General features: G+C 58.0%; 19 protein-coding genes. 12 read left to right on the forward strand and 7 right to left on the reverse strand.

From position 1 onward, the window contains the following. Positions 1–11 precede the first annotated feature (11 nt). Genes IE123_RS13480 through IE123_RS13490 form a run of 3 tightly spaced genes read left to right on the forward strand, consistent with a single transcriptional unit; the run spans position 12 to position 3047 of the window. On the forward strand, positions 12–476 hold the full coding sequence (locus IE123_RS13480; protein WP_189519029.1) for a hypothetical protein: 465 nt from the start codon (positions 12–14) through the stop codon (positions 474–476). Between the two features lie 5 nt (positions 477–481). Continuing rightward, positions 482–2266, forward strand: coding sequence for a VWA domain-containing protein (locus tag IE123_RS13485; RefSeq protein ID WP_189519031.1), 1785 nt, complete (start codon positions 482–484; stop codon positions 2264–2266). Beyond that, positions 2259–3047 carry a class II glutamine amidotransferase gene (locus tag IE123_RS13490; RefSeq protein WP_189519033.1) on the forward strand — a complete coding sequence of 263 codons (789 nt, stop codon included), beginning with the start codon at positions 2259–2261 and terminating at the stop codon, positions 3045–3047. The genes IE123_RS13485 and IE123_RS13490 overlap by 8 nt, the downstream gene beginning before the upstream one ends. Before the next feature lie 84 nt (positions 3048–3131). Here IE123_RS13490 and cysK read toward each other — a convergent pair whose 3' ends face one another. Continuing rightward, on the reverse strand, positions 3132–4100 hold the full coding sequence (gene cysK / locus IE123_RS13495; protein WP_189519035.1) for a cysteine synthase A: 969 nt from the start codon (positions 4098–4100) through the stop codon (positions 3132–3134). Positions 4101–4288: 188 nt separating this feature from the next. Between cysK and IE123_RS13500 the strand changes: the two genes are divergently transcribed. From IE123_RS13500 to IE123_RS13530, 7 genes are all read left to right on the forward strand, one after another. Beyond that, positions 4289–5977, forward strand: a complete 1689-nt coding sequence (locus IE123_RS13500; protein ID WP_189519037.1) for an AMP-binding protein — start codon at positions 4289–4291, stop codon at positions 5975–5977. Between the two features lie 150 nt (positions 5978–6127). Continuing rightward, positions 6128–10111: an ATP-dependent RNA helicase HrpA gene (gene hrpA, locus IE123_RS13505; RefSeq protein ID WP_189519039.1), complete on the forward strand. Its 3984-nt coding sequence runs from the start codon at positions 6128–6130 to the stop codon at positions 10109–10111. 181 nt (positions 10112–10292) lie between these two features. Continuing rightward, on the forward strand, positions 10293–11033 hold the full coding sequence (locus IE123_RS13510) for an MlaA family lipoprotein (RefSeq protein ID WP_189519041.1): 741 nt from the start codon (positions 10293–10295) through the stop codon (positions 11031–11033). 32 nt (positions 11034–11065) lie between these two features. Then, the gene (locus IE123_RS13515; RefSeq protein WP_189519042.1) at positions 11066–12208 is read left to right on the forward strand and encodes a PP2C family protein-serine/threonine phosphatase; all 1143 of its coding nucleotides are present in this window, start codon (positions 11066–11068) and stop codon (positions 12206–12208) included. Further along, positions 12201–12692: an STAS domain-containing protein gene (locus tag IE123_RS13520; protein WP_189519044.1), complete on the forward strand. Its 492-nt coding sequence runs from the start codon at positions 12201–12203 to the stop codon at positions 12690–12692. Before IE123_RS13515 ends, IE123_RS13520 begins: the two co-directional genes overlap by 8 nt. A 63-nt stretch (positions 12693–12755) precedes the next feature. Further along, positions 12756–13958, forward strand: coding sequence for a Bcr/CflA family multidrug efflux MFS transporter (locus tag IE123_RS13525; RefSeq protein WP_189519046.1), 1203 nt, complete (start codon positions 12756–12758; stop codon positions 13956–13958). A 64-nt stretch (positions 13959–14022) separates the two neighbouring features. Further along, the gene (locus tag IE123_RS13530; RefSeq protein WP_189519048.1) at positions 14023–15108 is read left to right on the forward strand and encodes an AI-2E family transporter; all 1086 of its coding nucleotides are present in this window, start codon (positions 14023–14025) and stop codon (positions 15106–15108) included. 96 nt (positions 15109–15204) lie between these two features. Here IE123_RS13530 and trxA read toward each other — a convergent pair whose 3' ends face one another. Both trxA and IE123_RS13540 read right to left on the reverse strand, forming a co-directional pair. Then, positions 15205–15528: a thioredoxin gene (gene trxA / locus IE123_RS13535; protein WP_189519050.1), complete on the reverse strand. Its 324-nt coding sequence runs from the start codon at positions 15526–15528 to the stop codon at positions 15205–15207. Positions 15529–15651: 123 nt separating this feature from the next. Continuing rightward, complete coding sequence (locus IE123_RS13540) at positions 15652–16431, reverse strand: sulfite exporter TauE/SafE family protein (protein ID WP_308430226.1); 780 nt, start codon at positions 16429–16431, stop codon at positions 15652–15654. 169 nt (positions 16432–16600) lie between these two features. Between IE123_RS13540 and cysB the strand changes: the two genes are divergently transcribed. Further along, positions 16601–17572: an HTH-type transcriptional regulator CysB gene (cysB, locus tag IE123_RS13545; protein WP_189519058.1), complete on the forward strand. Its 972-nt coding sequence runs from the start codon at positions 16601–16603 to the stop codon at positions 17570–17572. Between the two features lie 77 nt (positions 17573–17649). Here the strand turns inward: cysB and IE123_RS13550 are convergent, their stop codons facing one another. The 4 genes from IE123_RS13550 to pabB all read right to left on the reverse strand — a co-directional run bounded on the left by IE123_RS13550 (position 17650) and on the right by pabB (position 21719). Further along, positions 17650–18270, reverse strand: coding sequence for a phosphoadenosine phosphosulfate reductase domain-containing protein (locus IE123_RS13550; RefSeq protein ID WP_189519060.1), 621 nt, complete (start codon positions 18268–18270; stop codon positions 17650–17652). Between the two features lie 104 nt (positions 18271–18374). After that, the gene (locus tag IE123_RS13555; protein WP_189519061.1) at positions 18375–19181 is read right to left on the reverse strand and encodes an ABC transporter ATP-binding protein; all 807 of its coding nucleotides are present in this window, start codon (positions 19179–19181) and stop codon (positions 18375–18377) included. After that, entirely contained in the window at positions 19178–20242 is a 1065-nt protein-coding gene (locus tag IE123_RS13560) for a FecCD family ABC transporter permease (protein ID WP_189519063.1), read from the reverse strand. Before IE123_RS13560 ends, IE123_RS13555 begins: the two co-directional genes overlap by 4 nt. A gap of 109 nt (positions 20243–20351) precedes the next feature. Beyond that, positions 20352–21719, reverse strand: a complete 1368-nt coding sequence (gene pabB, locus IE123_RS13565; RefSeq protein WP_189519065.1) for an aminodeoxychorismate synthase component I — start codon at positions 21717–21719, stop codon at positions 20352–20354. 154 nt (positions 21720–21873) lie between these two features. Between pabB and IE123_RS13570 the strand changes: the two genes are divergently transcribed. Beyond that, complete coding sequence (locus tag IE123_RS13570) at positions 21874–22626, forward strand: GntR family transcriptional regulator (RefSeq protein WP_189519067.1); 753 nt, start codon at positions 21874–21876, stop codon at positions 22624–22626. Positions 22627–22787 lie beyond the last annotated feature (161 nt).

A 22787-nucleotide genomic window follows, 5' to 3' on the forward strand; every position in this document is an offset into this window, starting at 1 on the left:
GTATCAAGGGCGTGCTGATTTCAGACTCGATCCCACTATTGTGGCTATGCTGGTTCGTACTATCCGTTATTGTGCTGGTCTGCGGCTATCTTGCCATTTCATTTCTGCCGCGCCTGCCTCGCTGGCTGATCGCCGGGGGGGTAGCAGGCATGCTCTGGATGCCGGCCTTCTTTTCAGTACCCGGTCCCGAGTCGGAGCTTGGCTATTCAGGCTGGGCCCCTTCGCTGATCGTCACGGCTGTCGGCTTTCTACAGCATAACGGCGGTCAGGTCCTTTTTGGCGGCGTATTAATGGCCATCGGGGCGCTGCTGGGCATGCTGGTCACCTTCTTTATCGGCCGGCGTGGCCGACACGACAGTGAAGATGACGACCGCGCCGAGGGTACTCGGACACAGCGGCGTCCATCCGGCCGTGACCAGACACCTCGACGCAAGGACAGTGCCCCGGCGCGTCGAGAACCTTCGCTCGGGAGATAGGCCCTATGCTGTATCGGTGGCTGGTGACAGGTACATGGTTATTGCTGGCTCTGATGGTACTGCCTGTACAGGCAGCGCCGCAGGACGGCACTGAACGGGGTGATGTTCGCCTGGCCATCGATGTGTCCGGCAGCATGAAGGACAACGATCCGGATAACCTGCGTGCCAGCGGCGTCCGTCTGATGGTGGATCTATTGCCCGACAATGTTCGCGCCGGGCTCTGGACCTTTGGTCAGCAGGTCGCCAATCCGCTGGCCATGGAGGCCGTCAACGACCAGTGGCGCCAGCGTGCGCTCTCCGTGTTGCCGCAGCTGACCCGATACGAGCAGTTCACCGACCTTGAGTCAGCGCTGAATCTGGCCACACAGGATGTGACCAGCGATGGCCGCACGCATCTGATCGTGCTGACCGATGGTATGGTGGATGTACCTGCCATCAGCGACAAGCCGGCCCAGGATCGTGCCTCGCGCGAGCGCATCATCGAGACGCTCGCGCCGGATCTTGCCGAGCGTCATGTGGTCATTCATACCATTGCACTTTCGCGCAATGCCGATATTGATCTGATGCGTGACATCTCGCAGCAGACCGGCGGACTTGCCTCGGTAGCCGAGGATTCGCGGGCGCTTCTGCGCTCCTTTCTTGATGTCCTCAATCAGGTGGCGCCACGTCAGCAGTTGCCGCTGGAAGATGGCCGGTTCCAAGTCGATGATCAGGTCCGTGAGTTTACGGCACTGATCTTTCATGATCGGGACGAAGGTCCGGTCACGCTGATCAGTCCCACCGGTGAGCGCCTGAGTATCGAGTCGCCGGGCGCCGCAAGCCGCTGGCGTCATGATGACCGCTATGAACTGATTACCGTGCCCGAGCCTGCTGCCGGGCAGTGGCGCATTGATGGGCCGGTGGGTGCAGGCTCACGTATCCTGATCGACTCAAAACTGCAATTGCGAAGTGGCAAAATACCGGCCACATTGTACGAGCATTTCGATCTACCCTTGGAGGTCTGGCTGGAAGGTCAGCCCGATCAGGACGATGCCTCGGCGCAGAGACCTGCCGTAGATGCAGTGTTGCGAGGTGCCAACGGTGAGATCACCAGCGCTCGCCTGCCGCACGAGGCGGATGGACGTTACCGCGGGCGCCTTGAGCACATCAATCAGACAGGCAATGCCGAACTGGCCCTTCAGGCGCAAGGCGATGCCTTTGCGCGATTGTTGACCCGTAGCGTCAACGTTGTTCCGGCCATCGATGCCGCACTTTCCAGTGACCAGGCCTACATTACGCTGAGCGCAGCCCATCCTCGTCTGACGCGGGATAACACCCGTATCAATGCGCAGCTGCTGGGGGAAACGCTGAAGGTTACGCCGGTGGCGGAGAGTCGCTGGCGGGTCACGTTACCCGATACCCTGCCGGAGGAATCCGTATCGGTAGAGCTGACGGCCACGGTGGCCCTGGATGACCGGATACACGACGTCCCGCTGCCGCCGGTGGTGCTCAACCGTGAGGCGGCCACCAGCCTGTCCGGTGCCCGTCTTGATCGTGACACGATCAGCAGTGAAAAAATGGCGTCCCGTCAGGACGATGACGAGGAAGAACAGAGATGGTCACTGCAGCGCCTGTGGCAGCTGGCGCAGGATAACTGGCCGGCGGCCAGGGCGCAGGCCATACAGTGGATGCAGGACCCGCGCGCGTGGTGGGTGGCCGCCGTCCTGGTATTGCTTTGTCTATTGCTTGCCTTCAGACGACGTCGCCTGCGACGTCAGCGTCCCCGACACAGGAGAGACCCGAGTGTGTGAGCTACTGGGCATGAGCGCCAATCAGCCGGTCAATACCGGTTTCAGCTGGCGTGGATTCAAGCACCGAGGCGGAGACAATGGTCCCCATCGGGATGGGTTCGGCATTGGCTTTTATCGTCGTGACGGCTATCACGATTTTCATGATGTGCGCGCGGCGATGGATTCACCGCTGGCGGAGCTGCTTGGTCGTGACAATATCCCGGCCCTGATCATGCTGGGCCATCTTCGCCATGCCAATGAAGGCAGCATTGAAATCCAGAACACCTATCCGTTTACGCGGGAAACGAAAGGACGGCGCTGGTGCTATACCATGCAGGGCCAGTTGGAAGGGTTTGAAGCGCTGAAACTTTCCGGTCGATTTACGCCACTGGGCACCACGGATGGCGAACACGCTTTCTGCTGGCTGCTTGATCAGCTGTCGGAAGAAGATTGCGACAATTCTTCCGCGGTCTGCGAACTGTTGCGCCAGTGTAGTGACCGACTGGCCCAAATGGGCGTTTTCAACATGATGCTCAGCGATGGCCGGACGCTTTATACCTACTGCAGCAAAAAAATGTGCTGGCTGACCCGGCGTGCGCCCTTCGGTACCGTGACCTCACTGGACAGCGGCGAGCATATTGACCTTGCTGAGAACTGTGATAGCGCCACGGTCTATACCCTGCTGGCAACATCGCCCCTGACCAGTGAGGCAGGCTGGCAGGACATGCATCCGGGGGAGGCGATGGCCTTTTGTGACGGCGAGCGGTGTGATGTCAGCACCCCGGAAGCCATGACGGCCTGACGTTTGAAACGTCACTGATGGCTTATCAAAAGGCGCCGCAGACACGGTCAATGTCTGCGGCGCCTTTTTGAACTCAAGACTTTTTCAGCTCAGCTCTTCTTCGGTAAACATGCCTTCAAACAGCGCGGTAGAGAGATAGCGCTCGCCGCTGTCGGGCAGGATAACGGCGATGGCCTTGTCCCTGTAGGCCGGGTCTTCGGCCAGGCGCAGGGCGGCAACCATGGCGGCGCCACATGAAATGCCAACCAGCATGCCTTCCTCACGCATCAGACGGCGCGCCATGGCCATGGCGTCTTCGCTGCTGACCGCTTCCACCTGATCGATATAATCCAGATCGAGATTGGCCGGAATGAAGTTGGCACCGATGCCCTGGATCTTGTGACCGGCAGGCGTAAGGTCTTCACCGCGCAGGCGCTGGCCGATGATGGGCGATTCAAGCGGCTCTACCGCCACGCTGTGAAGCGTCTTGCCCTTCGTCTTTTCGAAATAGCGTGAAATGCCGGTAATGGTACCGCCGGTGCCGACGCCGGCGACCAGAACATCCAGGTCGCCATCGGTAGCGTCCCAGAGTTCGGGGCCGGTAGTCCTTTCATGAATCTCGGGGTTGGCCGGGTTTTCAAACTGCGCCGGCATGAAATAGCGCTCGGGCTCGGCATCGCGCAGCTCGGTGGCACGCTCCACGGCGCCTTTCATGCCACGCGCCGGTTCGGTCAACACCAGTTCGGCGCCCAGTGCCTTGAGCACCTTGCGACGCTCGATGCTCATCGAGGCCGGCATGGTCAGCTTGACCTTGTAGCCGCGGGCGGCACCCACAAAGGCAAGTGCAATGCCGGTATTGCCGGAAGTGGGCTCGATGATCTCCATGCCGGGTTTGAGAGCGCCGCGCTTTTCGGCGTCCCAGATCATGTTGGCACCGATCCGGCACTTGACCGACAACGCTGGATTGCGCGATTCGAGCTTGGCATACACGCGAGGGTGATCGGTCAGATGTCTGATCCTGACCAGTGGCGTCTGTCCGATTGTCTGGGAATTGTCTTCCAGAATCCTGCTCATCGCGTGCTCCGTGTCAGTAGGCTGCCCACCATGGGCAGTGATAAAGGGATCTGTCTTATTTTGACGGGGGGGTTGACCTTCGTCGAGTCCTGGAAGCCTTCCGCCGCAGTGACAGGCTTTCATGCTATTTTAGGGTCTTTCCATGAAACGGTATTTGGCTGCAAGCGCCATGATGATCGGGAGAAGGCATGAGCGAGATGAAGACGGCACCGGCACTGCTTGAAGGGCCAGCGCTTGAGAAGGATGACGGTTACCGGTCGATTCTCGACGTGTTTGAAAAAGCCTGTGCGCAGTATGCCGACCGCCCCGCCTTTACCTGTATGGGCAGTACGCTGACCTACAAGGGCATGAAGGATCTGGTGGACCGCTTTGCGCACTGGATCATCACGCAGACCAGGATGTCGCCCGGTGATCGCCTGGCCATTGTGCTGCCCAATCTGCTGCAGTATCCGGTGGCCGTGTTCGGCGCCTTGAAGGCCGGACTGGTCGTGGTGAACACCAATCCGCTCTATACCGCTGATGAAATGCATCACCAGTTTGCGGATGCCGGGGTGACCGGGGTAGTGATCTTTGCCCATATGGCCGACAAGCTGGAGGCTGTGCTCAAGCGCATGACGATTGAGCATGTCATCGTCACCGAGGTGGCGGATCTGCATTCCTGGCCGTCGCGTCTCAAGTACAACCTTGGCGCGCGCTATATCGCCCGCCAGGTGCCGCGTTACCATCTGCCCAATGCCGTATCGATGCGTCAGGTCTTGAAGGGAAAGGGGCAGGTCGATGATCAGCGCTGGGGGCGCGATGATGATCTGGCCATCCTGCAATATACCGGCGGCACGACCGGCACCCCCAAGGGTGCGATGCTGTCCCATGCCAACCTGGTAGCCAACATGCGCCAGACCGGAGAGGTGCTGGGCAGCGCCGTGACCCGTGGGCAGGAAACCATCATTGCACCGCTGCCGGTCTATCATATCTACACCTTCACCGTGAACTGCATGTTCGGCTGTGAAACCGGCAATCACAGCATTCTGATTCCCAATCCGAAGGACCTTGACGGTTTCGTCAAGACGCTCGCCCAACAGCCCTTTTCCGCCTTTATCGGTCTCAATACGCTGTTTGCAGCGCTGTGCCGACGAGAGGATTTCAAAAAGCTGGATTTCAGTCACCTGAAGCTCAGTGTCTCCGGTGGCATGGCGCTCAATACCACCACGGCCAATCGCTGGTACGAGATTACCGGCTCTGCGGTGCTGGAAGGGTATGGCATGACCGAGACCTCACCGGTGGTGTGCGTCAATCCACCGGACAAAATTCAGCCCGGCGCAATCGGTCGACCGGTCGCCGGCACCCGACTGCAGGTGCTTGATGAAAACGACCAGCCGCTGGGTTATGACACGCCCGGGGAGCTGTGTGTGCAGGGGCCGCAGGTCATGAAGGGCTACTGGAATTTGCCGGAAGAGACGGCCAAAACGCTTTTTGATGATGGTTGGGTCAGGTCAGGCGATATCGCCGTGCTGCAGCGAGACGGGTTTGTGCGCATCGTGGATCGCAAGAAGGACATGATCGTCAGCTCGGGCTTTAATGTGTACCCCAACGAAGTGGAAGATGTACTGCTTGGACATGAAGATGTTCATGAGGCCGCCGTGATTGGCGTGCCGGATGAAGACAGTGGTGAAAGTGTGGTCGCGTTCATTGTGCCGCGAAACGGGGCAAGTCTTGATTCCGAAGCACTGAAAAAATGGTGTCGGCGCGAGCTGACAGGTTACAAGGTGCCAAGACGATTCGAGTTTCGCGATCAGTTGCCGCGCAGCAATGTTGGCAAGGTGCTGCGCCGGGCACTGCGTGATGAGCTCTCAGGCGACAGCAGCCAGAACGCCTCCTGAACTGGCGGGCGGTTGGCCGCCAGGGCCTGAATGGCGCTACAATAATGCCCCTGTTATCAGTATCTGAAACACCTTTCTCTCAGACGGTCATGGCAGCACCATGACCGTTGTCACCACCGCCTCGGCGGTTTCAAAAGTCCAGAGGGTACCTTGAGCGATAACGTGACTTACTCCGGTGAGTCGGCGCAGGAGGCGCTTGCATCCCTGCGTCGCCGCCTCGATGACGCGCTGATCAGCGATGCCATGACGCAGGGACAGCGGCTGGAACGTCTGGCCGGCCGCATTCGGCGCGGCCAGCCCGTGGATAAGGCCCTGAAGGATATCAATGCCCGGCTGACGCGCTCGACAGAACTGGTCAAACGGCGTCGCGATCAGCCGGTCACGCTTGAATATCCGCCGGAACTGCCGGTCGCCGAGCGTCGCGACGATATTTTAAAGGCCATTCGTGATCATCAGGTTGTGGTCGTGGCCGGCGAGACCGGTTCCGGCAAGACCACCCAGTTGCCCAAGATATGTCTGGAGCTGGGGCTTGGCGTTCGTGGCCTGATCGGCCATACCCAGCCACGCCGGCTGGCAGCACGCAGCGTGGCGCAGCGACTGGCGCAGGAAACGAGCACCTCGCTGGGCGGCGCCATCGGTTATCAGGTGCGCTTTACCGATCAGACCGACCCGACCACCCGGGTCAAGCTGATGACCGACGGTATCCTGCTGGCCGAAACCCAGCATGATCCGCAGCTTTTACGCTATGACGCCATCATCATTGATGAGGCACACGAGCGCAGTCTCAACATTGATTTCCTGATGGGGTATCTCAAGCGTCTGCTGGCGGAGCGCCCTGATCTCAAGGTCATCATTACCTCTGCCACCATCGATGTGGATCGCTTCTCGCGCCACTTCGGTCAACATCATGATGATGGCACCGTCACACCGGCGCCGGTGATCGAGGTTTCCGGGCGTACCTATCCCGTGGAAACGCACTACCGTCCGCTGGTACGTGATGAGCGCGAGGAAGAGGACCAGACACTGCAGGAAGGCATCGTGGCGGCCGTCGAGGAGATCAGCCGTATCGAGCGCGAAAAGCGCTGGTACACCGGACCGCGCGATATTCTGATCTTTCTGCCCGGCGAGCGCGAAATCCGTGAGACGGCCGATACGCTGCGGCGGCTTGAACTGCGTGATACGGAAGTGCTGCCGCTGTATGCGCGCCTTTCCAACAGTGAGCAAAACCGCGTTTTCGCTCCGCACACGGGGCGGCGTATCGTGCTTTCCACCAACGTGGCGGAAACGTCGCTGACCGTGCCCGGCATTCGTTACGTGGTTGACCCGGGGCTGGTGCGCATCAGCCGCTACAGCTATCGCGCCAAGGTACAGCGCCTGCCGATCGAGCCGATCAGCCAGGCCAGTGCCGATCAGCGCCGTGGACGCTGTGGTCGTATTGCCGAGGGCGTGTGCATTCGCCTCTACAGCGAAGAGGACTATCTATCGCGTTCGGCCTATACCGAACCCGAAATCCAGCGTACCAACCTGGCCTCGGTCATTCTCTCCATGCTGTCACTCGGGCTGGGAGATATCGGCAAGTTTCCCTTTGTGGATGTGCCGGACAGTCGCTTTATCAAGGATGGCTTTCGACTGCTTTTCGAGCTCGGCGCCGTGGATGAGCGTCAGCATCTGACCAAAACCGGTTGCCAGCTGGCACGCCTGCCGATCGACCCACGACTGGCCCGCATGGTGCTGGCGGCCAGTGAGTTTGGCAGCCTGCGCGAGACACTGATCGTGGTCAGCGCGCTCTCCATCCAGGACCCGCGTGAGCGTCCGGCCGACAAGCGCGAGGCGGCCGATCAGAAGCATCGCCAGTGGCTGGACAAGGATTCCGATTTCACGGCTTGGATCAATCTGTGGCAGGGCTTTGAGGCCAGTCGCGCCGAGCTTTCGGGCAACCAGCTGCGGCGCTGGTGTCGCGATAACTACCTGAGCTATCTGCGTCTGCGCGAATGGCATGATACCTACCGCCAGCTCAAGCAGCTGACTCGTGAGCTGGCGCTGGTGGAAAACGAAGGGGAGCCAGATATTGCCCGACTGCATCAGGCGCTTCTGACCGGACTTTTATCCAATCTGGGGCTGCACGCCGGCTCGGACAAGGAGCCGCGGGAATATCTGGGGGCGCGCAACCGCAAGTTCATGATCCATCCGGGGTCCGGGCTTTCAAAGCGTACGCCCAAGTGGATCATGGCCGGTGAAATGGTCGAGACCACGCGTCTGTTTGCCCGACAGGTGGCTGCCATCCGCCCGGAGTGGATCGAGCCGCTGGCAGCACATCTGACCAAACGCAGCTACAGCGAGCCGCACTGGGAAATGAAGCGTGCTCAGGTCGTGGCTTATGAACAGGTCACCCTGTTTGGTCTGCCCATTGTGGCCCGGCGCAAGGTGCATTACGGGCCCATTGCGCCTCAGGAGTCGCGCGAGCTCTTTATCCGTCATGCGCTGGTGGAGGGGCAGTTCCAGACGAAGGGGGCATTTTTCGAGCACAACCGGGCGCTGATCGAGGAAGTCGAGGATCTCGAGGATCGCGCACGCCGCCGCGACATTCTGGTGGATGAACAAACGCTGTTTGAGTTTTATGATGCGCGCCTTCCGGCCGATATATACAACGGCAAGAGTTTCGAGCACTGGCGGCGCCATAGCGAACAGCACGATGGCAATATTCTGTTTCTTGATATGGAGACGCTGCTGGCGCGTGAAGCCAGCGAGGTCACCATCGAGCAGTATCCCGATACGCTCGAGCTGAGCTATCAGGGCGGTGGTATTCGTTATCCGCTCTCCTATCACTTTGCACCTGGTGAGCCGGATGATGGAGTAACCATCACGGTGCCGGCTTCCATGCTGTCGACCCTGCCGGGTGAGCGGCTGGAGTGGCTGGTGCCAGGGCTTCGCCGCGACAAGGTGATCGCGCTGATGAAATCACTGCCCAAGCAGTATCGCCGGCAGGTGGTGCCGATTCCGGATTGGGCGGATGCAGCGCTTTCAGCACTGACGCCCGGCAATGTATCGCTGACCTCGGCGCTGGCAGAGTTCTTGCGTCAGAAAACGGGCATTCGGCTCTCTGCCGACGAGTGGCGACCGGAGCAGCTGCCGGTGCATCTGATCATGAATATCCGCGTGGTAAACCATGACGGTCATGTGCTGGGAGAAGGGCGCGATCTGAATGCCCTGATCGAGCGTTTCGAGCGGGAAGCCGAGGCCGGCACGAAAGCCATGGCCGGGGATGCGCTGTCCCAGCAGGGCCTGACGCAGTTTCCGGCCGGCGAGCTGCCGCAGTCTCACGTGCGTGATCAGGCCGGCATCCGTGTCGAGGCCTGGCCGGCACTGGTGGATGAGGGTGACACGCTGGGAGTGACGCTTTTTGATCATCCCGACAAGGCGCACGAGCAGCATCGCCATGGCATCAAGCGACTGGCCATGCGCCGCCTGCCGGATCAGGTTCGTTTTCTGGCGCGCGACCTGCCCGGTCTTGAGCGCTGTGTGCTGCTTTATGCCAATGTGGGTACCCGACGGGATCTGGTGGATGATTTCATTGAAGCCGTGTTTTTAAGGGTCTTTGCCTTTGATCCGCTACCACGTGATGAGGCGGCGTTTGAGGCGCGTCTTGATGGTGAGCGCGCGCGGCTGCATGAAACGGCCGAGACGCTCGTGGCACTGCTGGAGCGCATTCTCAAGCGTCATCTTGAGGTCAGCAAGGCGCTCAAGGGACGCGTGAGTTTTAATCTCGCCCTGAGCTGGAGCGATGTGCGTGCCCAGATGCAGCGTTTGATCCATCCCGGCTTTATCAGCGCTGCCGGAGAGTGGCTGACGCACTACCCACGCTATATGGAAGCCGCCTTGATCCGGCTTGAAAAGGCGCCTCGAGAGGTGCGTCGTGATCAGCTGGCCATGGAGGAGGTCAACGATTTTCAGCGCCGGCTTGAGGAAAGGCGGCGCAGGAATGGAGCCATGTCAGCCCAGGATCAGACGCTTGAAACGTTTGGCTGGTGGCTTGAAGAGTTGCGAGTATCGCTGTTTGCTCAGCAGTTGGGAACACAGGCGCCGGTATCGACCAAGCGTCTGGAGCGTCAGTGGCAGGAGCTCACGGCTTCCTGACTCTGGACTGATGACCGCTGGGCTGTACAGTGACCTGAAATCGGCTGACAATGCGGCGTTTGGATTCTTTGCGCGCTATTGAAATCAGAGCGCAGTGGATGCAGCAAGGCAAGTGGTTGCCGCAGTAGAATATGATGCAGTTGCCGCGCGCGCTGCAGACAACAAGGGGCAAGGTGAACGAATGAAAACATGGACGAATATTGCCGCGGCAACCTTTACCTGTGCCACGCTGGCAGGATGTGCCGGTGCGCAGACACAGGACAGCAACCCCCAGGATCCGTGGGAGGGCTTTAACCGTGGCGTGTATTCCTTCAACGATACGCTGGATCGCTACGCGCTCAAGCCTGTCGCGCAGGGGTATGACTACGTCACGCCCGAGCCCGTTCAGGAAGGGGTCGGCAATTTCTTTTCCAACCTTGGCGAAGTCAGCAACTCCTTCAACAGTCTGCTGCAGTGGAAGCTGACCAATGCAGGTACCTCGATCGGGCGTCTTTTGATCAATACCACGCTGGGGCTTGGCGGCTTTCTTGATCCGGCATCGCGCATGGGGATCGAGCGGCATGATGAGGACTTCGGTCAGACACTGGCCACCTGGGGTGTCGGTTCAGGGCCTTATCTGGTACTGCCTTTCTTGGGGCCAAGCACGGTGCGTGATACGGCTGGTCTGCCGGTAGACTGGTATACCGATCCGGTTACCTATATCGACCATGACGTCACCCGCTGGAGCGTGCGCTTTATCAATCTGGTGGACACGCGCGCCTCGCTGCTGGGTCAGGAGCAGTTGATCCGAGGGGATCGCTACTCGTTCATTCGCGATGCCTACCTGCAGCGCCGGGAATTTTTGATCAATGATGGCCGTGCCGGTGAGGATCCCTTCGGCAGTGATGATCTTGAATTCGATGACAGTGACTTTGCAGAATAAATCCTTCGAACGACCATGGCGGAAAAGCGTTCATGCCTGTCAATGTAGATAGGATAGCGCTTGTCGATAAGCCGGGAGCGCGTCGTGACGCGCTTTATCAGGCGTTGTCAGCGTGCGACCGGTTCGTATTGCTGGTTGCTGACAATATCGAGGCGTTGCCCGAGGTTCTGGATGGTCTGATCGTGCACGCGGATATCGTGCCGGTATCATGCTGGGCGTCGCTGGTAAAACGCCTGCCTACCGTCGTGGTCAGCCAGACGCGCGACAGCCGTGACCTGCTGGCAGCGGTGGAGGCGGGCATCCTCGATTACGTGGTGGATCCGGTCGGGCAGGAGGAGCTTTTGATGCACCTCATGTTGCGTGCGCTGGATTATCGCCGTCTGCAGGTCTCAACGCTGCGTGATCGGGATCGCCTGGAACAGCTCAACGAGCAGCTTCAGACGCATCTGTGTACGCTGCGTACCGATCTTCAGGCCGGGGGACAGATTCAGCGGCGATTGCAGCCCATGCCGTGTACCCGACTCAACGGTATCGAAGGTGATTACTGGATGGCGCCTTCGCTTTATCTGTCGGGAGACTTTCTTGACTATCAGGCCCATGGTGATCGGCACGTCCTGTTCTGTTTTGCCGATGTAGCGGGGCATGGCGCTTCTTCTGCCTTTGTCACGGTACTCTTGAAGGCACTTTTTCAGCGCTGGCTGTCGCGCTGGAATGCGCGCCTGCCGGAAAATTTGCCTGCGCGATGGCTGGCCCGGCTCAATCGGGAACTGCTGGATACCGGTATCGGCAAGCATGCCGCCATCGTGGTGGGTGTCATCGACTGCCATACCCGTATGCTGCATTATTCGCTGGGCGCGCAGATGCCCATGCCGATTCTGGCTACTCGGGGCGGTGTGCGTCAGCTCAAGGGCGAGGGGCCCGCCGTCGGGCTTTTCCCGGACGTTGAATACCCGACCTATCATTGTGAACTGCCGGAGGATTTTCGGCTCTGGCTCTGTTCGGATGGTGTCTTTGACTGCCTGCCGGGAAATAATCTTGAAGAGCGACTTTCTGCGCTGTGCGAGCATATCGGCAATGCACAGAGCATCAGTGATCTGAAATCATCACTGGCCCTGTCCGATGCATTACCGGATGACATTACCTTTCTTACCCTGAGCGGTTTCAACGATGGATGAAGGACGACTTCAGGCGGCTTTCGAAAAGGGCACCTTTGTGCTCAGACTGGCCGGCGACGTGCGCCTGACACTGTGTGCCACCCTGGACCAGCAGGTACAGCCGCTGGCGGAGCTGCCGGGGCTTGAGCGTGTCGTCATCGATCTGCGCCAGGTCATCAACATGGATTCCACGGCACTGGGCTTTCTTGCCAAGATCGCGCTGGCCGTGCGCCATCGCATTCCCGGCCAGCCGCTGGTGGCCGTTGATCACCCTGATGTCAGACGCATGCTTGATGTCATGGGGCTTCAGAAATATGTCACTATTATTGATATGCCATGGTCAGAGCCTGCGTTTTTCAGCGATATACCGGCCATGGAAAGCAGCGAGGAAGAGCTGCGCGCACGAATCCTTGAAGCACACCGCACCCTGGCGGCGATGAGCGAGCAGAACCGAATCGAGTTTCAGCCGCTGATCGATCTGCTGGAAGCCCAGCGAGAGCACTGATCGTGACGGTCGTGTGCCTATCCGGAGATCACACAACGCTCACGGTCTGATCTGGAGAATGACTTGCCTATTATCGGGGCCAGACGTCTGGCCTTTCTGGTTGCCGCCAATACGGCCCTGGCGCCCTTTGCCATCGATGCCTACCTGCCTGCCATTCCTGCCCTTGCCCTGCATATTGATGCCAACATTCATCTGACCGAGCTGTCGATCAGTATCTTCTTGCTGGGCATGGCGCTGGGACAGCTGATTTTTGGCCCCCTGTCAGATCGGGTGGGGCGCAAGCCGGTACTGTTGGGAGGAATCATTACCTTCACACTGGCCAGTCTGCTGCTGACACAGATAGATACCTTTCGGTCGCTCATGATATTGCGTTTTTTACAGGCGCTGGGTGGCGGGGCCTGTGTGGTCAACTCGGCGGCCATCGTGCGTGATTGCTTTTCAGGGCGGGAAGCCGCGCGCGTGCTCTCGACGATGGTCATGATCCTGATGCTGGCACCTCTTGTTGCGCCAGCCGTCGGGAGCGTGTTGCTGGGGCTTGCCGACTGGTGGGCCATCTTTTTGTTTCTCGCGCTCTATGGCGCTGCGCTGTTTTATCTCATAGCCCATCATCTGCCTGAAACCCGTGCGCCCGATCATCAGGTGCCGCCGGGGGCCGGGCAGGTAATGCGTAATTACGTGCAAGTGCTCAGACATCGTGAGGCAATGGGCTATATTGCGGCCGTATCATTTTCATTTGCCGGTATGTTCTGCTTTATTACCAGTTCTCCATATGCCTATATGGAGTATTACGGCGTATCCAGTCAGCTTTACCCGTTTGTCTTTGGTGCCAATATCATTGTGATGGCACTTTCCAACCGCCTGAACATACGACTGTTGTCCCGATATTCACCTCAGCAGCTTCTCAGGCTGGGACTTGGCATTCAGCTGGGAGCGGGTGTACTGATCGTACTGTCGGTACTTGCGGGGCTGGATACGCTATGGTGGATAGTGCTGCTGGTGATGTTCTTTGTTGGTGTCAACGGCCTCATTTCGCCCAATGCCGCCTCTTCCATGCTGGATCACTTCCCCGGCATGAGTGCCACGGCCAGCGCCGTACTGGGCAGTTTGCAGTTTACGGCCGGAGGACTTGCTGGTGCACTGGTCAGTGGGCTTCAGATACAGAGTATCTGGCCGATGGTATTGGGCATGGTGGGCGCAAGCCTTTGCGCCAATACGCTGTTGCGTGTACTGGCCCCGCTTGCACGTGCCGGGAAGGTGACATCCTGAAACGCGCACTGCGCTTCCGGTATAGACCGTTGTAATGTCCGATATCGGTATCTGAGAGGCTGACATGAAGCACGACCCCGAGCAGGACCAGCATCATTTTCCCTATCACCTCATGCTGACCTTTGCTTCTCTGGTCATTATTGTCACGGGTCTCAAGCTGGGTGCCGGCCTTTTCATTCCAGTGCTTTTATCACTGTTTATTGCCATCCTGTGCTCTCGGCCGGTCAAATGGCTGCACGGGCGTGGTGTGAGCGTCAATCTGTCCATTCTTTGCGTGTTGTTGGTCGTGGCCCTGGCCAGTGCACTACTGATCTGGCTGGTCACGGCGCGCCTGGGTGATCTGGTCAATCAGTTGCCTGAGCTCGAACAGTCCCTGAGAGAGCACTATACGGGTCTTTTGCAGTGGTTTGATGCGCTGGGACTGCCATTTGATGTCAGAGCAATGCAGGATAATCTGGATCCCGGCATGCTCATGAATTCCCTGCCGTCGCTTCTAGGCGGTATTGGCAATTTCATTACCCAGCTTGGCATCATTGTCATTTTGATCATCTTTATTCTGTATGAAACGCTGGACTTCCCCTACAAGCTTTCCCAGGCCATTCAGCAGCCTCACGGCAGTCTTGCACGTTTTACGCAGTTTTCCAGAACCCTGCAGCGCTACCTGCTGGTCAAAACGGTTATCAGCGCCATTACCGGCTCGCTCATTGCTGCCTGCTGTCTGATACTCCAGGTCGAGTTTGCCCTGCTGTGGGGAGTGCTGGGCTTTTTCCTCAATTTTATTCCCAATATTGGCTCGATCATTGCAGCGGTGCCGGCAGTGCTTCTGACCCTGATCATGCCGGATGGGGGAGCCGTCAAGGCCGCCATTCTCAGCGGTGCCTATGTCATGATCAATTTTGTGCTGGGCAATCTTATCGAGCCTCGCATCATGGGCCAGACCCTGGGCATGTCGACTCTGGCAGCTTTCATGTCACTGGTATTCTGGGGCTGGCTTTTCGGCCCAATAGGGCTTTTCCTGTCTGTTCCCCTGACCATGTCGCTCAAGATATTGCTCGATAGCCATCCCGATACGCGCTGGCTGTCGATACTGCTGGGCCCCAATAGAGAACGACGTCGGCGCGCCAGGGAAGGAATGCCGACTGATGATTGAGCCGCTCTAATGAGACCTGATACCGGACAGGATCTAAGACAGACATAAAAAAACGCTCCCCGATGGGGAGCGTTTTGGCAGAGCCGTAATGCAGGATCAGGCGTTCTGATCGATGAACTGCACCAGCTGTGTCTTGGACTGTGCACCGACCAAGGAAGCTACCTTAGTGCCATTTTTGAACATCATGACCGTCGGAACACCACGAACACCCTGTTCAGCAGCGATATCCTGAGCATCGTCAACGTTGATGCTGACAACCTTGAGCTCGCCTGACTTCTCTTCTGCAACCTCATCGATGACCGGAGCCATCATCTTGCAGGGGCCGCACCACGGGGCCCAGAACTTCAGCAGTACAGGCTTGTCAGCCTGCATGACTTCCTGGTCGAAATTGGCGCTGGTAACGTCAACATTGTTAGCCATGATTTACTCCAGTGATTACATGTACAGGCTGTATGCATGGGATGGTAGCGGGTACCGGGGGGTGAGGCAAATGTGTCTCTGCGATGGTTGTCATTGAGCAAAGCGATTAACCCCGGTGCTGGTTCAAAAAAATGCGTATCGAATCCCCATGGTCAGCAGCAGCAGTGTCAGCATGCCACGCAGCAGATTTTCCGGCAGATACTTCGAAAGCCAGGCGCCCAGATGAATGGCCGGTACAGAACCCACGAGTAGTGCCAGCAAAAGGGCAAAGTCAACGTTGCCCAGCAGCAGGTGCCCGCCACCGGCCACAAGTGTCAGAGGAACGGCGTGAGCGATATCGGTACCCACAATGCGACCCGGCGCAAAGAAGGGATACAGCAGCATCAATACGGCAGTACCAAAGACCCCGGCACCTACCGAAGAGAGCGTGACACATACGCCCAGCACCACCCCTGCTACCAGCGTCAGTGGCACAACGTGGCGATTGACCCAGCGGTCGCCCTGACCGGTCCAGCGCTGAAGGGGCGTCTTGAAGATCAATACCGTGGCCGTCAGGATCAGCATGATGCCAAGCGTGGTGGTAATCAGCCCGCTGTAGTCATGTGCGCCGGTGAAAAAGCGGTTGAGCAGAAAAACCGTCACAACCGCGGCAGGAACACTGCCGGCCGTCAGACGGAGCATGACCTTCCAGTCAATGTGCCCCTGACGTTGATGGCTTGCGATGCCGCTGATCTTGGTAAAGGCGGCGTACAAAAGATCCGTGCCCACGGCCACGTGGGGCGGAAATCCAAAACCCAGCAGGATAGGGGTCATCAGTGAGCCACCGCCGATGCCAGAGAGTCCCACCGCGATACCGACGCCCGCGCCGGCAAGTACATAAAGTAGAAAATCGATAAGTGACATGCTAAATCCCATGGCATTGGCAAGAGCATTGCGCTGCAGGAATCTAGGGATAATCTTTTATTCTGAAAAGGAATGATTGTTCATTATTTTAGACCCTGATAGCATTAGCAGCCGATTTTTCGTCCTTTTTTACCCGGTTTTCGGACCCGTCCTGCAGGAGGTTAATGCCTTGAAACTTCAGCAGCTTCGCTATATCTGGGAAGTTTCCCGGCATAATCTGAATGTGTCTGCCACAGCACAGAGTCTTTTCACCTCTCAGCCTGGCATCTCCAAGCAGATACGCTTGCTGGAAGACGAGCTGGGGGTCGAAATATTTGCGCGAAGCGGCAAACATCTGACGAGAATAACCCCGGCCGGGCGACCGATCGTTGAGCTGGCGGGGGAAGTGCTTCGCAAGGTGGACAATATCCGCCATGTGGCGCAGGAATTCAGTGACGATCGTCGGGGCAGCCTATCGATTGCTACCACTCACACCCAGGCACGATATGCCTTGCCTGCTGTTATCGGGGGCTTTACCCAGCGTTACCCGGACGTTGCATTACACATGCAGCAGGGGACGCCCCGTCAGATCGCACAGATGGTCTGTGAAGGCATGGCAGATTTTGCCATCTGCACGGAATCACTGGATCTATTCAACGATCTGGTTCTGTTGCCCTGTTATCGCTGGAACCGATGTGTACTGGTACCCAAGGATCATCCGCTGGCCGGAACGCGTCATCTGACGCTTGAAGCGCTTGGGCAGCATCCGCTGGTCACCTATACCTTCGGGTTTACCGGCCGCTCCCAGCTTGATGATGCCTTCAAGGCACACGGTATCACGCCCAATGTGGTTTTGACGGCGGCAGACTCCGACGTTATCAAGACCTATGTTCGGCTGGGGCTGGGTGTGGGTATCGTCGCTCATATGGCGGTAGACCCGGTGGCGGATCACGACTTGGTGGCCATCGACGCCAGCCACATGTTTGAAAGCTCGGTCACCCGAATCGGCATTCGGCGCGGTACCTTCATGCGTAACTACATGTTTGATTTTATCCATGAGTTTGCCGCCCATCTGGACCGCGATACGGTCGAGGCGGCCCTGGAGTCAAGTCCGCATGCTGAAAATGCGTTGTTTGAAAACATGGAGCTGCCCGTCAGATAGCTGGATGGCTGCATCCATATAAAAAGGCTCGCCAGACAATCTGGCGAGCCTTTTTTATTTCTTCGAGACGATATTTGTCAGTGCTGCAGATGCAGTCCACATTCGCGGGTTTCTTCACCCTTGGTTGGATCAAAATAGTCAAAGTTGTTGGGCAGATCATGCTGGACCAGATAGTCGTGCATGTCCTTGCTGCTCCAGTGCAGTACGGGCGCGACCTTGATCAGACCATCCTGATTGATGCTGACCGGCTGCATCTGTGCGCGGGTGGCAGTATCGGAGGCGCGCAGTGCCGTAAACCAGACACCGGGATTTGTCTCGCGCAGGGCACGCTCAAAGGGCTCGAGCTTGACCTCTCTGGTGAATGCTTCATGACGAGGATCATCGAGTGCCGGTGTGGGCCCTTCCACGGCTTCCCGGTGAGCACGCGAGCGCAGGGGCAGATAGATGATGCGGTTGAGGCCGAGTTTCTGGCTTACCTCATCGGCAAAGGCATAGGTCGCGGGTGTATTGTAGCCGGAGTCCATCCAGACAATGGGAACATCAGGACGCACCTGGGTCACCATATGCAGGATAACGGCTTCGAAGGGGCGAAAGTTGGTGGTGCAGATGGGGCGTTTATCAAGCGACAGCGCCCACTCCACCAATGCCTGAGGATCATTACCCAGCCTTGCATTGATCTCATCGATATTCAGCGACATGTGATGTCTCCGTCTTCGGTAGCAGATAGCCCTTCAGGAGGGGCAGATGGCAGGCACGATAGCAAATCACCTGAACGCATCCCCAATACCATTTGGTTCAAAGTTTAGAAGTCCTGTCGGCTATTTTGCGCGCCAAGCTGGCGCGTGGCGGCCAGCGGTGTCACGCGTGGCGGCTCGCCTTCGGGCCATTCAACATGTGCCCTGATGGCATAGACCTCGCGCAGACGCTCCTCGGTCAGCACCTTCTCGGGCGGGCCTACGGCGCGCACCTTGCCACCTGTACCCATCAGCCACATGTGGCGTGAAAAACGTGCTGCCAGGCTCAGGTCATGAATAGCGATGATAATGATCATCTGCTGCTCCCGGGCCAGGGTCACCAGCCACTCAAGCACCTGTAACTGATGGTGTAAATCCAGCGCACTGGTGGGCTCGTCCAGCATGAGCACGCGTGGTTCGCGCACTACCGCCTGGGCAATGGCAACCCGCTGGCGCTGCCCCCCGGAAAGCTGGCCAAGGTCACGCTCGGCATATTGCTCAAGTTCCAGTGTCTGCAGGGTATGCTGCACCCGCTTCAGATCCTGCTGCCGGTCCGTCTGGTGTGTAGTGCGTCGCGCCAGTAATACGGCTTCAAATACGCTGAGCGCTGCGCGGGAGGTGATGTCCTGGGGCAGGTAATAGATTTTTCCGGCACGTCGGGCGATGTCCAGCGTATCCAGCACAGTGTCATCAAGGCTGACAAGACCCGTTGATCGCTCGATGCCGGCAATGGATTTCAATAGTGTGGACTTGCCCGCTCCATTGGGCCCGATCAGAGCCGTCAACTCTCCCGGGCACGCCTTTAGACCGCTGACGTCATCCAGAATCAATGTGCGCCCAAAGCGTACCGACAGCGATTCAACCTTGAGACTCATCCCCACACCTCACGCCGGCTTTTCAGGATCAGGGAGACAAAGAACGGCAGTCCAATCAGTGCCGTGATAATGCCCACGGGCAACAGCACACCGGGAATCAGCGTCTTGGAAACAATCGAGGTCAATGACATTAAAAGCGCCCCTGTCAGCGCTGACATGGGCAGGAAAACGCGTTGGTCCTCACCGACCAGCATGCGAGCGATATGAGGCCCTACCAGTCCGATAAATCCGATAATGCCGACAAACGCCACGGCTGTGGCAGCCAGCAACGAGCTGCAAAGCAGTACGGTCAGTCGCAGACGACCCACATTGACGCCCAGCGCGCGAGCCTGCAGATCGCCCATGCGAAGTGCCGTCAGTCGCCAGCCGGCGAAAAAGAAGATGGGCATCGTGATCAGAAGCGCTGCGGTAACAATGCCGATTTTTGACCAGCTGGCCCGTGACAGTGACCCCAGTGACCAGAAGATCAGCTGCTGAAGAGACTCTGCTGAAGCCACGTATTGCAGGATGCCCAGCGTGGCGTTGAAAAAGAACATCAGGGCAATACCCATCAGTACCATCGTCTGGACACTGACCCCCCGCATGCGACTGACCAGCCAGATTAAAAGCGAAGCGACCATGGCCATGATAAAGGCATTAAGGGTGGTCAGCAGTTCGCTGGCGACCGGAAAAAGCGATACACCCAGTACGATGGCAAGTGCTGCACCAAAGCTTGCCGCCGCCGAAATGCCCAGCGTGAAGGGATCAGCCAGCGGGTTGTTAAGAATGGTCTGCATTTCGGCCCCGGCGCTGGCCAGCGACATGCCGACCATGATGGCCATGAGCGCTACCGGCAGGCGTATCTCCCATACGATGACAGCAATGGCCCGCGGAGCGTCGTCGGGTGAAACAATGGCGTGCAGAATATCGCCAAGCCCGTACTGACCGGGGCCGGTCGCTACATCAGCTATCAAAGAGCAAAGCGTCAGCACTGCCGTGATGGCCAATAGCCAGTAGTGACGCCGCCGCCGTTGAAGATATCGCTCGATACTGGTGTCTGTAGAGGGGGCGGTGACTGTCATGTAAAGCTACCAGCGCTCATCGGCATTCTCGTGCGGCGGGCACGAATGCCCGTGGTGATTGGAATGGTTATCAATCATAAACATCGCCTGCCTGAGCGTACAGGCGTGTTTATGCCAGTGCCTTCATCAGGTGGCGAATCTTGTCCAGTGTCTCGATGAATTCGCTTTCTTCATGAGAGTCGGCAACCAGTCCGCCGCCCCCCCATACATAAAGGGTATCGTCCTGCCGGAACAGGGTGCGAATGGCAATGGAGGTATGCATATCACCGCGCTGGTCGATGTAGCCGATACTGCCGCAGTAGGGCCCGCGCCGAGTGCCTTCCAGCTCATCAATGATATCCATGGCACGAATGCGCGGCGCGCCGGTAATGGAACCGCCGGGAAAGGCCGCTGCCAAGGCATCGATGGCATCAAGACCTGGTGCCAGTTCACCTGTAATGGTGCTGACCAGATGATGGACATTACGGTAGCTCTCAAGGGCAGCCAGCGCCGGCACACTTACCGTGCCTGCACGGCACACCCGGCCAAGGTCGTTGCGCAGCAGATCCACAATCATGACGTTTTCGGTGCGATCCTTGAGGCTGCCGAGCAGTTCATCGGCAAGCTGTTGATCTTCCTGAGCTGTCTGACCGCGCGGCCGTGTTCCCTTGATGGGGCTGGTGATCAACTGACGATCCTGTAAATGCAGGAAGCGTTCGGGAGACAGTGACAGAATGCTGCGTTCGCGGTGATCTTCTCCCTGCCAGGACAACCAGGCACCAAAGGGAGCAGGGGTGGCATTGCGCAAACGGCGATACGCTTCCCAGCTGTCACCCTCACACCGCGCCTGAAAGCGCTGGGCCAGATTGACCTGATAACAGTCTCCAGCGTGAAGGTAATCGCTGACCTGTTGAAAACGTTGTCCATAAGTGGCGCGATTGATATCGGCACTGAAAGGCGAAGTCAGGGTAAAAGGTGTTCCCTGCCGGCCATGGGAAGGTTCAAGCCATGCCAGCACCTGATCACGACGTTCGGCAGTGGCGACAAGATAGCTGCGCTCCAGGTCATGATCCTGAATCAGGGCCCAGTCGTAGAGGCCAAGTCTGGCCAGTGGCAGATCGATATCCGCCACTGCACGGCTTTCCAGTCTTTCGAGCAATCTTCCAAAATCATAGCTCCAGTAGCCCATGAGGCCGCCAACGAAGGGGAGTTCATCGGTAGTTGCCGGGGGGATCGTTTCAAGATGCTGTAAAAGCTCACGCTGTGCGGCCAGTGGCGTGACGGCCGAGAGCGGTCTTGTACAGTGATGCTGTCCCTGAGCATCTATCTCGATGGTGGCCAGCGGGTCAGCGCTCATGATGTCAAAGCGGCCGGACTGCGTATAAGGACGGCCACTATCAAGCAGTATCGCCTCATGACGATGGCGAAGTCCTTCAAACCAGACAGCCGGATCAGCCCGGTAGGGGAGGGGATGGAGCAGCAGTTGAGCGGAAGACATGGTCATATATCGCAGGCTTTAACGGAGCAGGCAGTTTAACAGGCCTGATCAATGGCAGGCGCTACCTGTTTGGGTATGGATGACGCGGGAACTTTGGTCTTTGGCACCAGTATGTCGTACTGTGATGGAGTTTCCCTGATTGTTGACAATGCTCATGACTTCAACGACTTCTTCCGGTGAGATACCTCTTGAAGCGCGGACACTCGCCGAGCGAGTCTTTCAGCAGCTTCAGGATGCCATCGTCCGGGGTGAATTGCCGGCAGGCAGCAAGATTACCGAGCCAGGCCTTGCCCAGGCCTATGGCATCTCGCGCGGACCATTGCGTGAGGCCATGCGACGGCTGGAAGCACACCGGCTTATCGAGCGGGAGCCCCATGTGGGCGCCAGAGTCGTCAAGCTGTCCATGCGTGAGCTGCTTGAGCTTTTTGATATGCGCGAGGCACTGGAGAGCATGGCTGCCAGACTGGCAGCGCGGCATATGACAGTAGAGGAAGTCCAGGCACTGCGTGATGTATTGGTCGCGCATGAAGAGCAGGGCGATCTGGATCAGGCTGAAGCCTATTATCAGCGTGAAGGTGATCTCGACTTTCATTATTTGATTGTACGCGGTAGCCACAATCGAATGTTGATGACGACGCTTTGTGATGACCTCTACTACCTGGTGCGGCTGTATCGAACGCAATATAGCGCAAGGGGAGGGCGTCCCCAACGCGCCTTTATAGAGCATCACCGTATCGTGGATGCCATCGCTTCGGGTGATGAAGAGCTTGCAGAACAGTTGATGCGTCGCCACGTTATTGCTGCAAGGCAGACGGTCGCCGAGCGCTACGCCATGTCACTGGATGACGATCGCGAGCTGCCCGGGGGAAACAGGAAGGCGCTGTCTCGCCGTCCTCCTTCTGTCTGAATAGGTATCCCTTTACTGCACTTCGTAGGCGCCCTGAGAAAAAATGAAATCTTTTTCAGAAAAGGGTTGCGTGATCGAAGGTCGATCTATAAAGTACGCATCCGCTGCCACGGAGCACAACGCAACGCGGCAGCGGGAAGTGAAGCAGGTGATTGTTTTGA

The sequence above is a fragment of the Kushneria pakistanensis genome (assembly GCF_014652795.1).
Lineage (GTDB): Bacteria > Pseudomonadota > Gammaproteobacteria > Pseudomonadales > Halomonadaceae > Kushneria > Kushneria pakistanensis.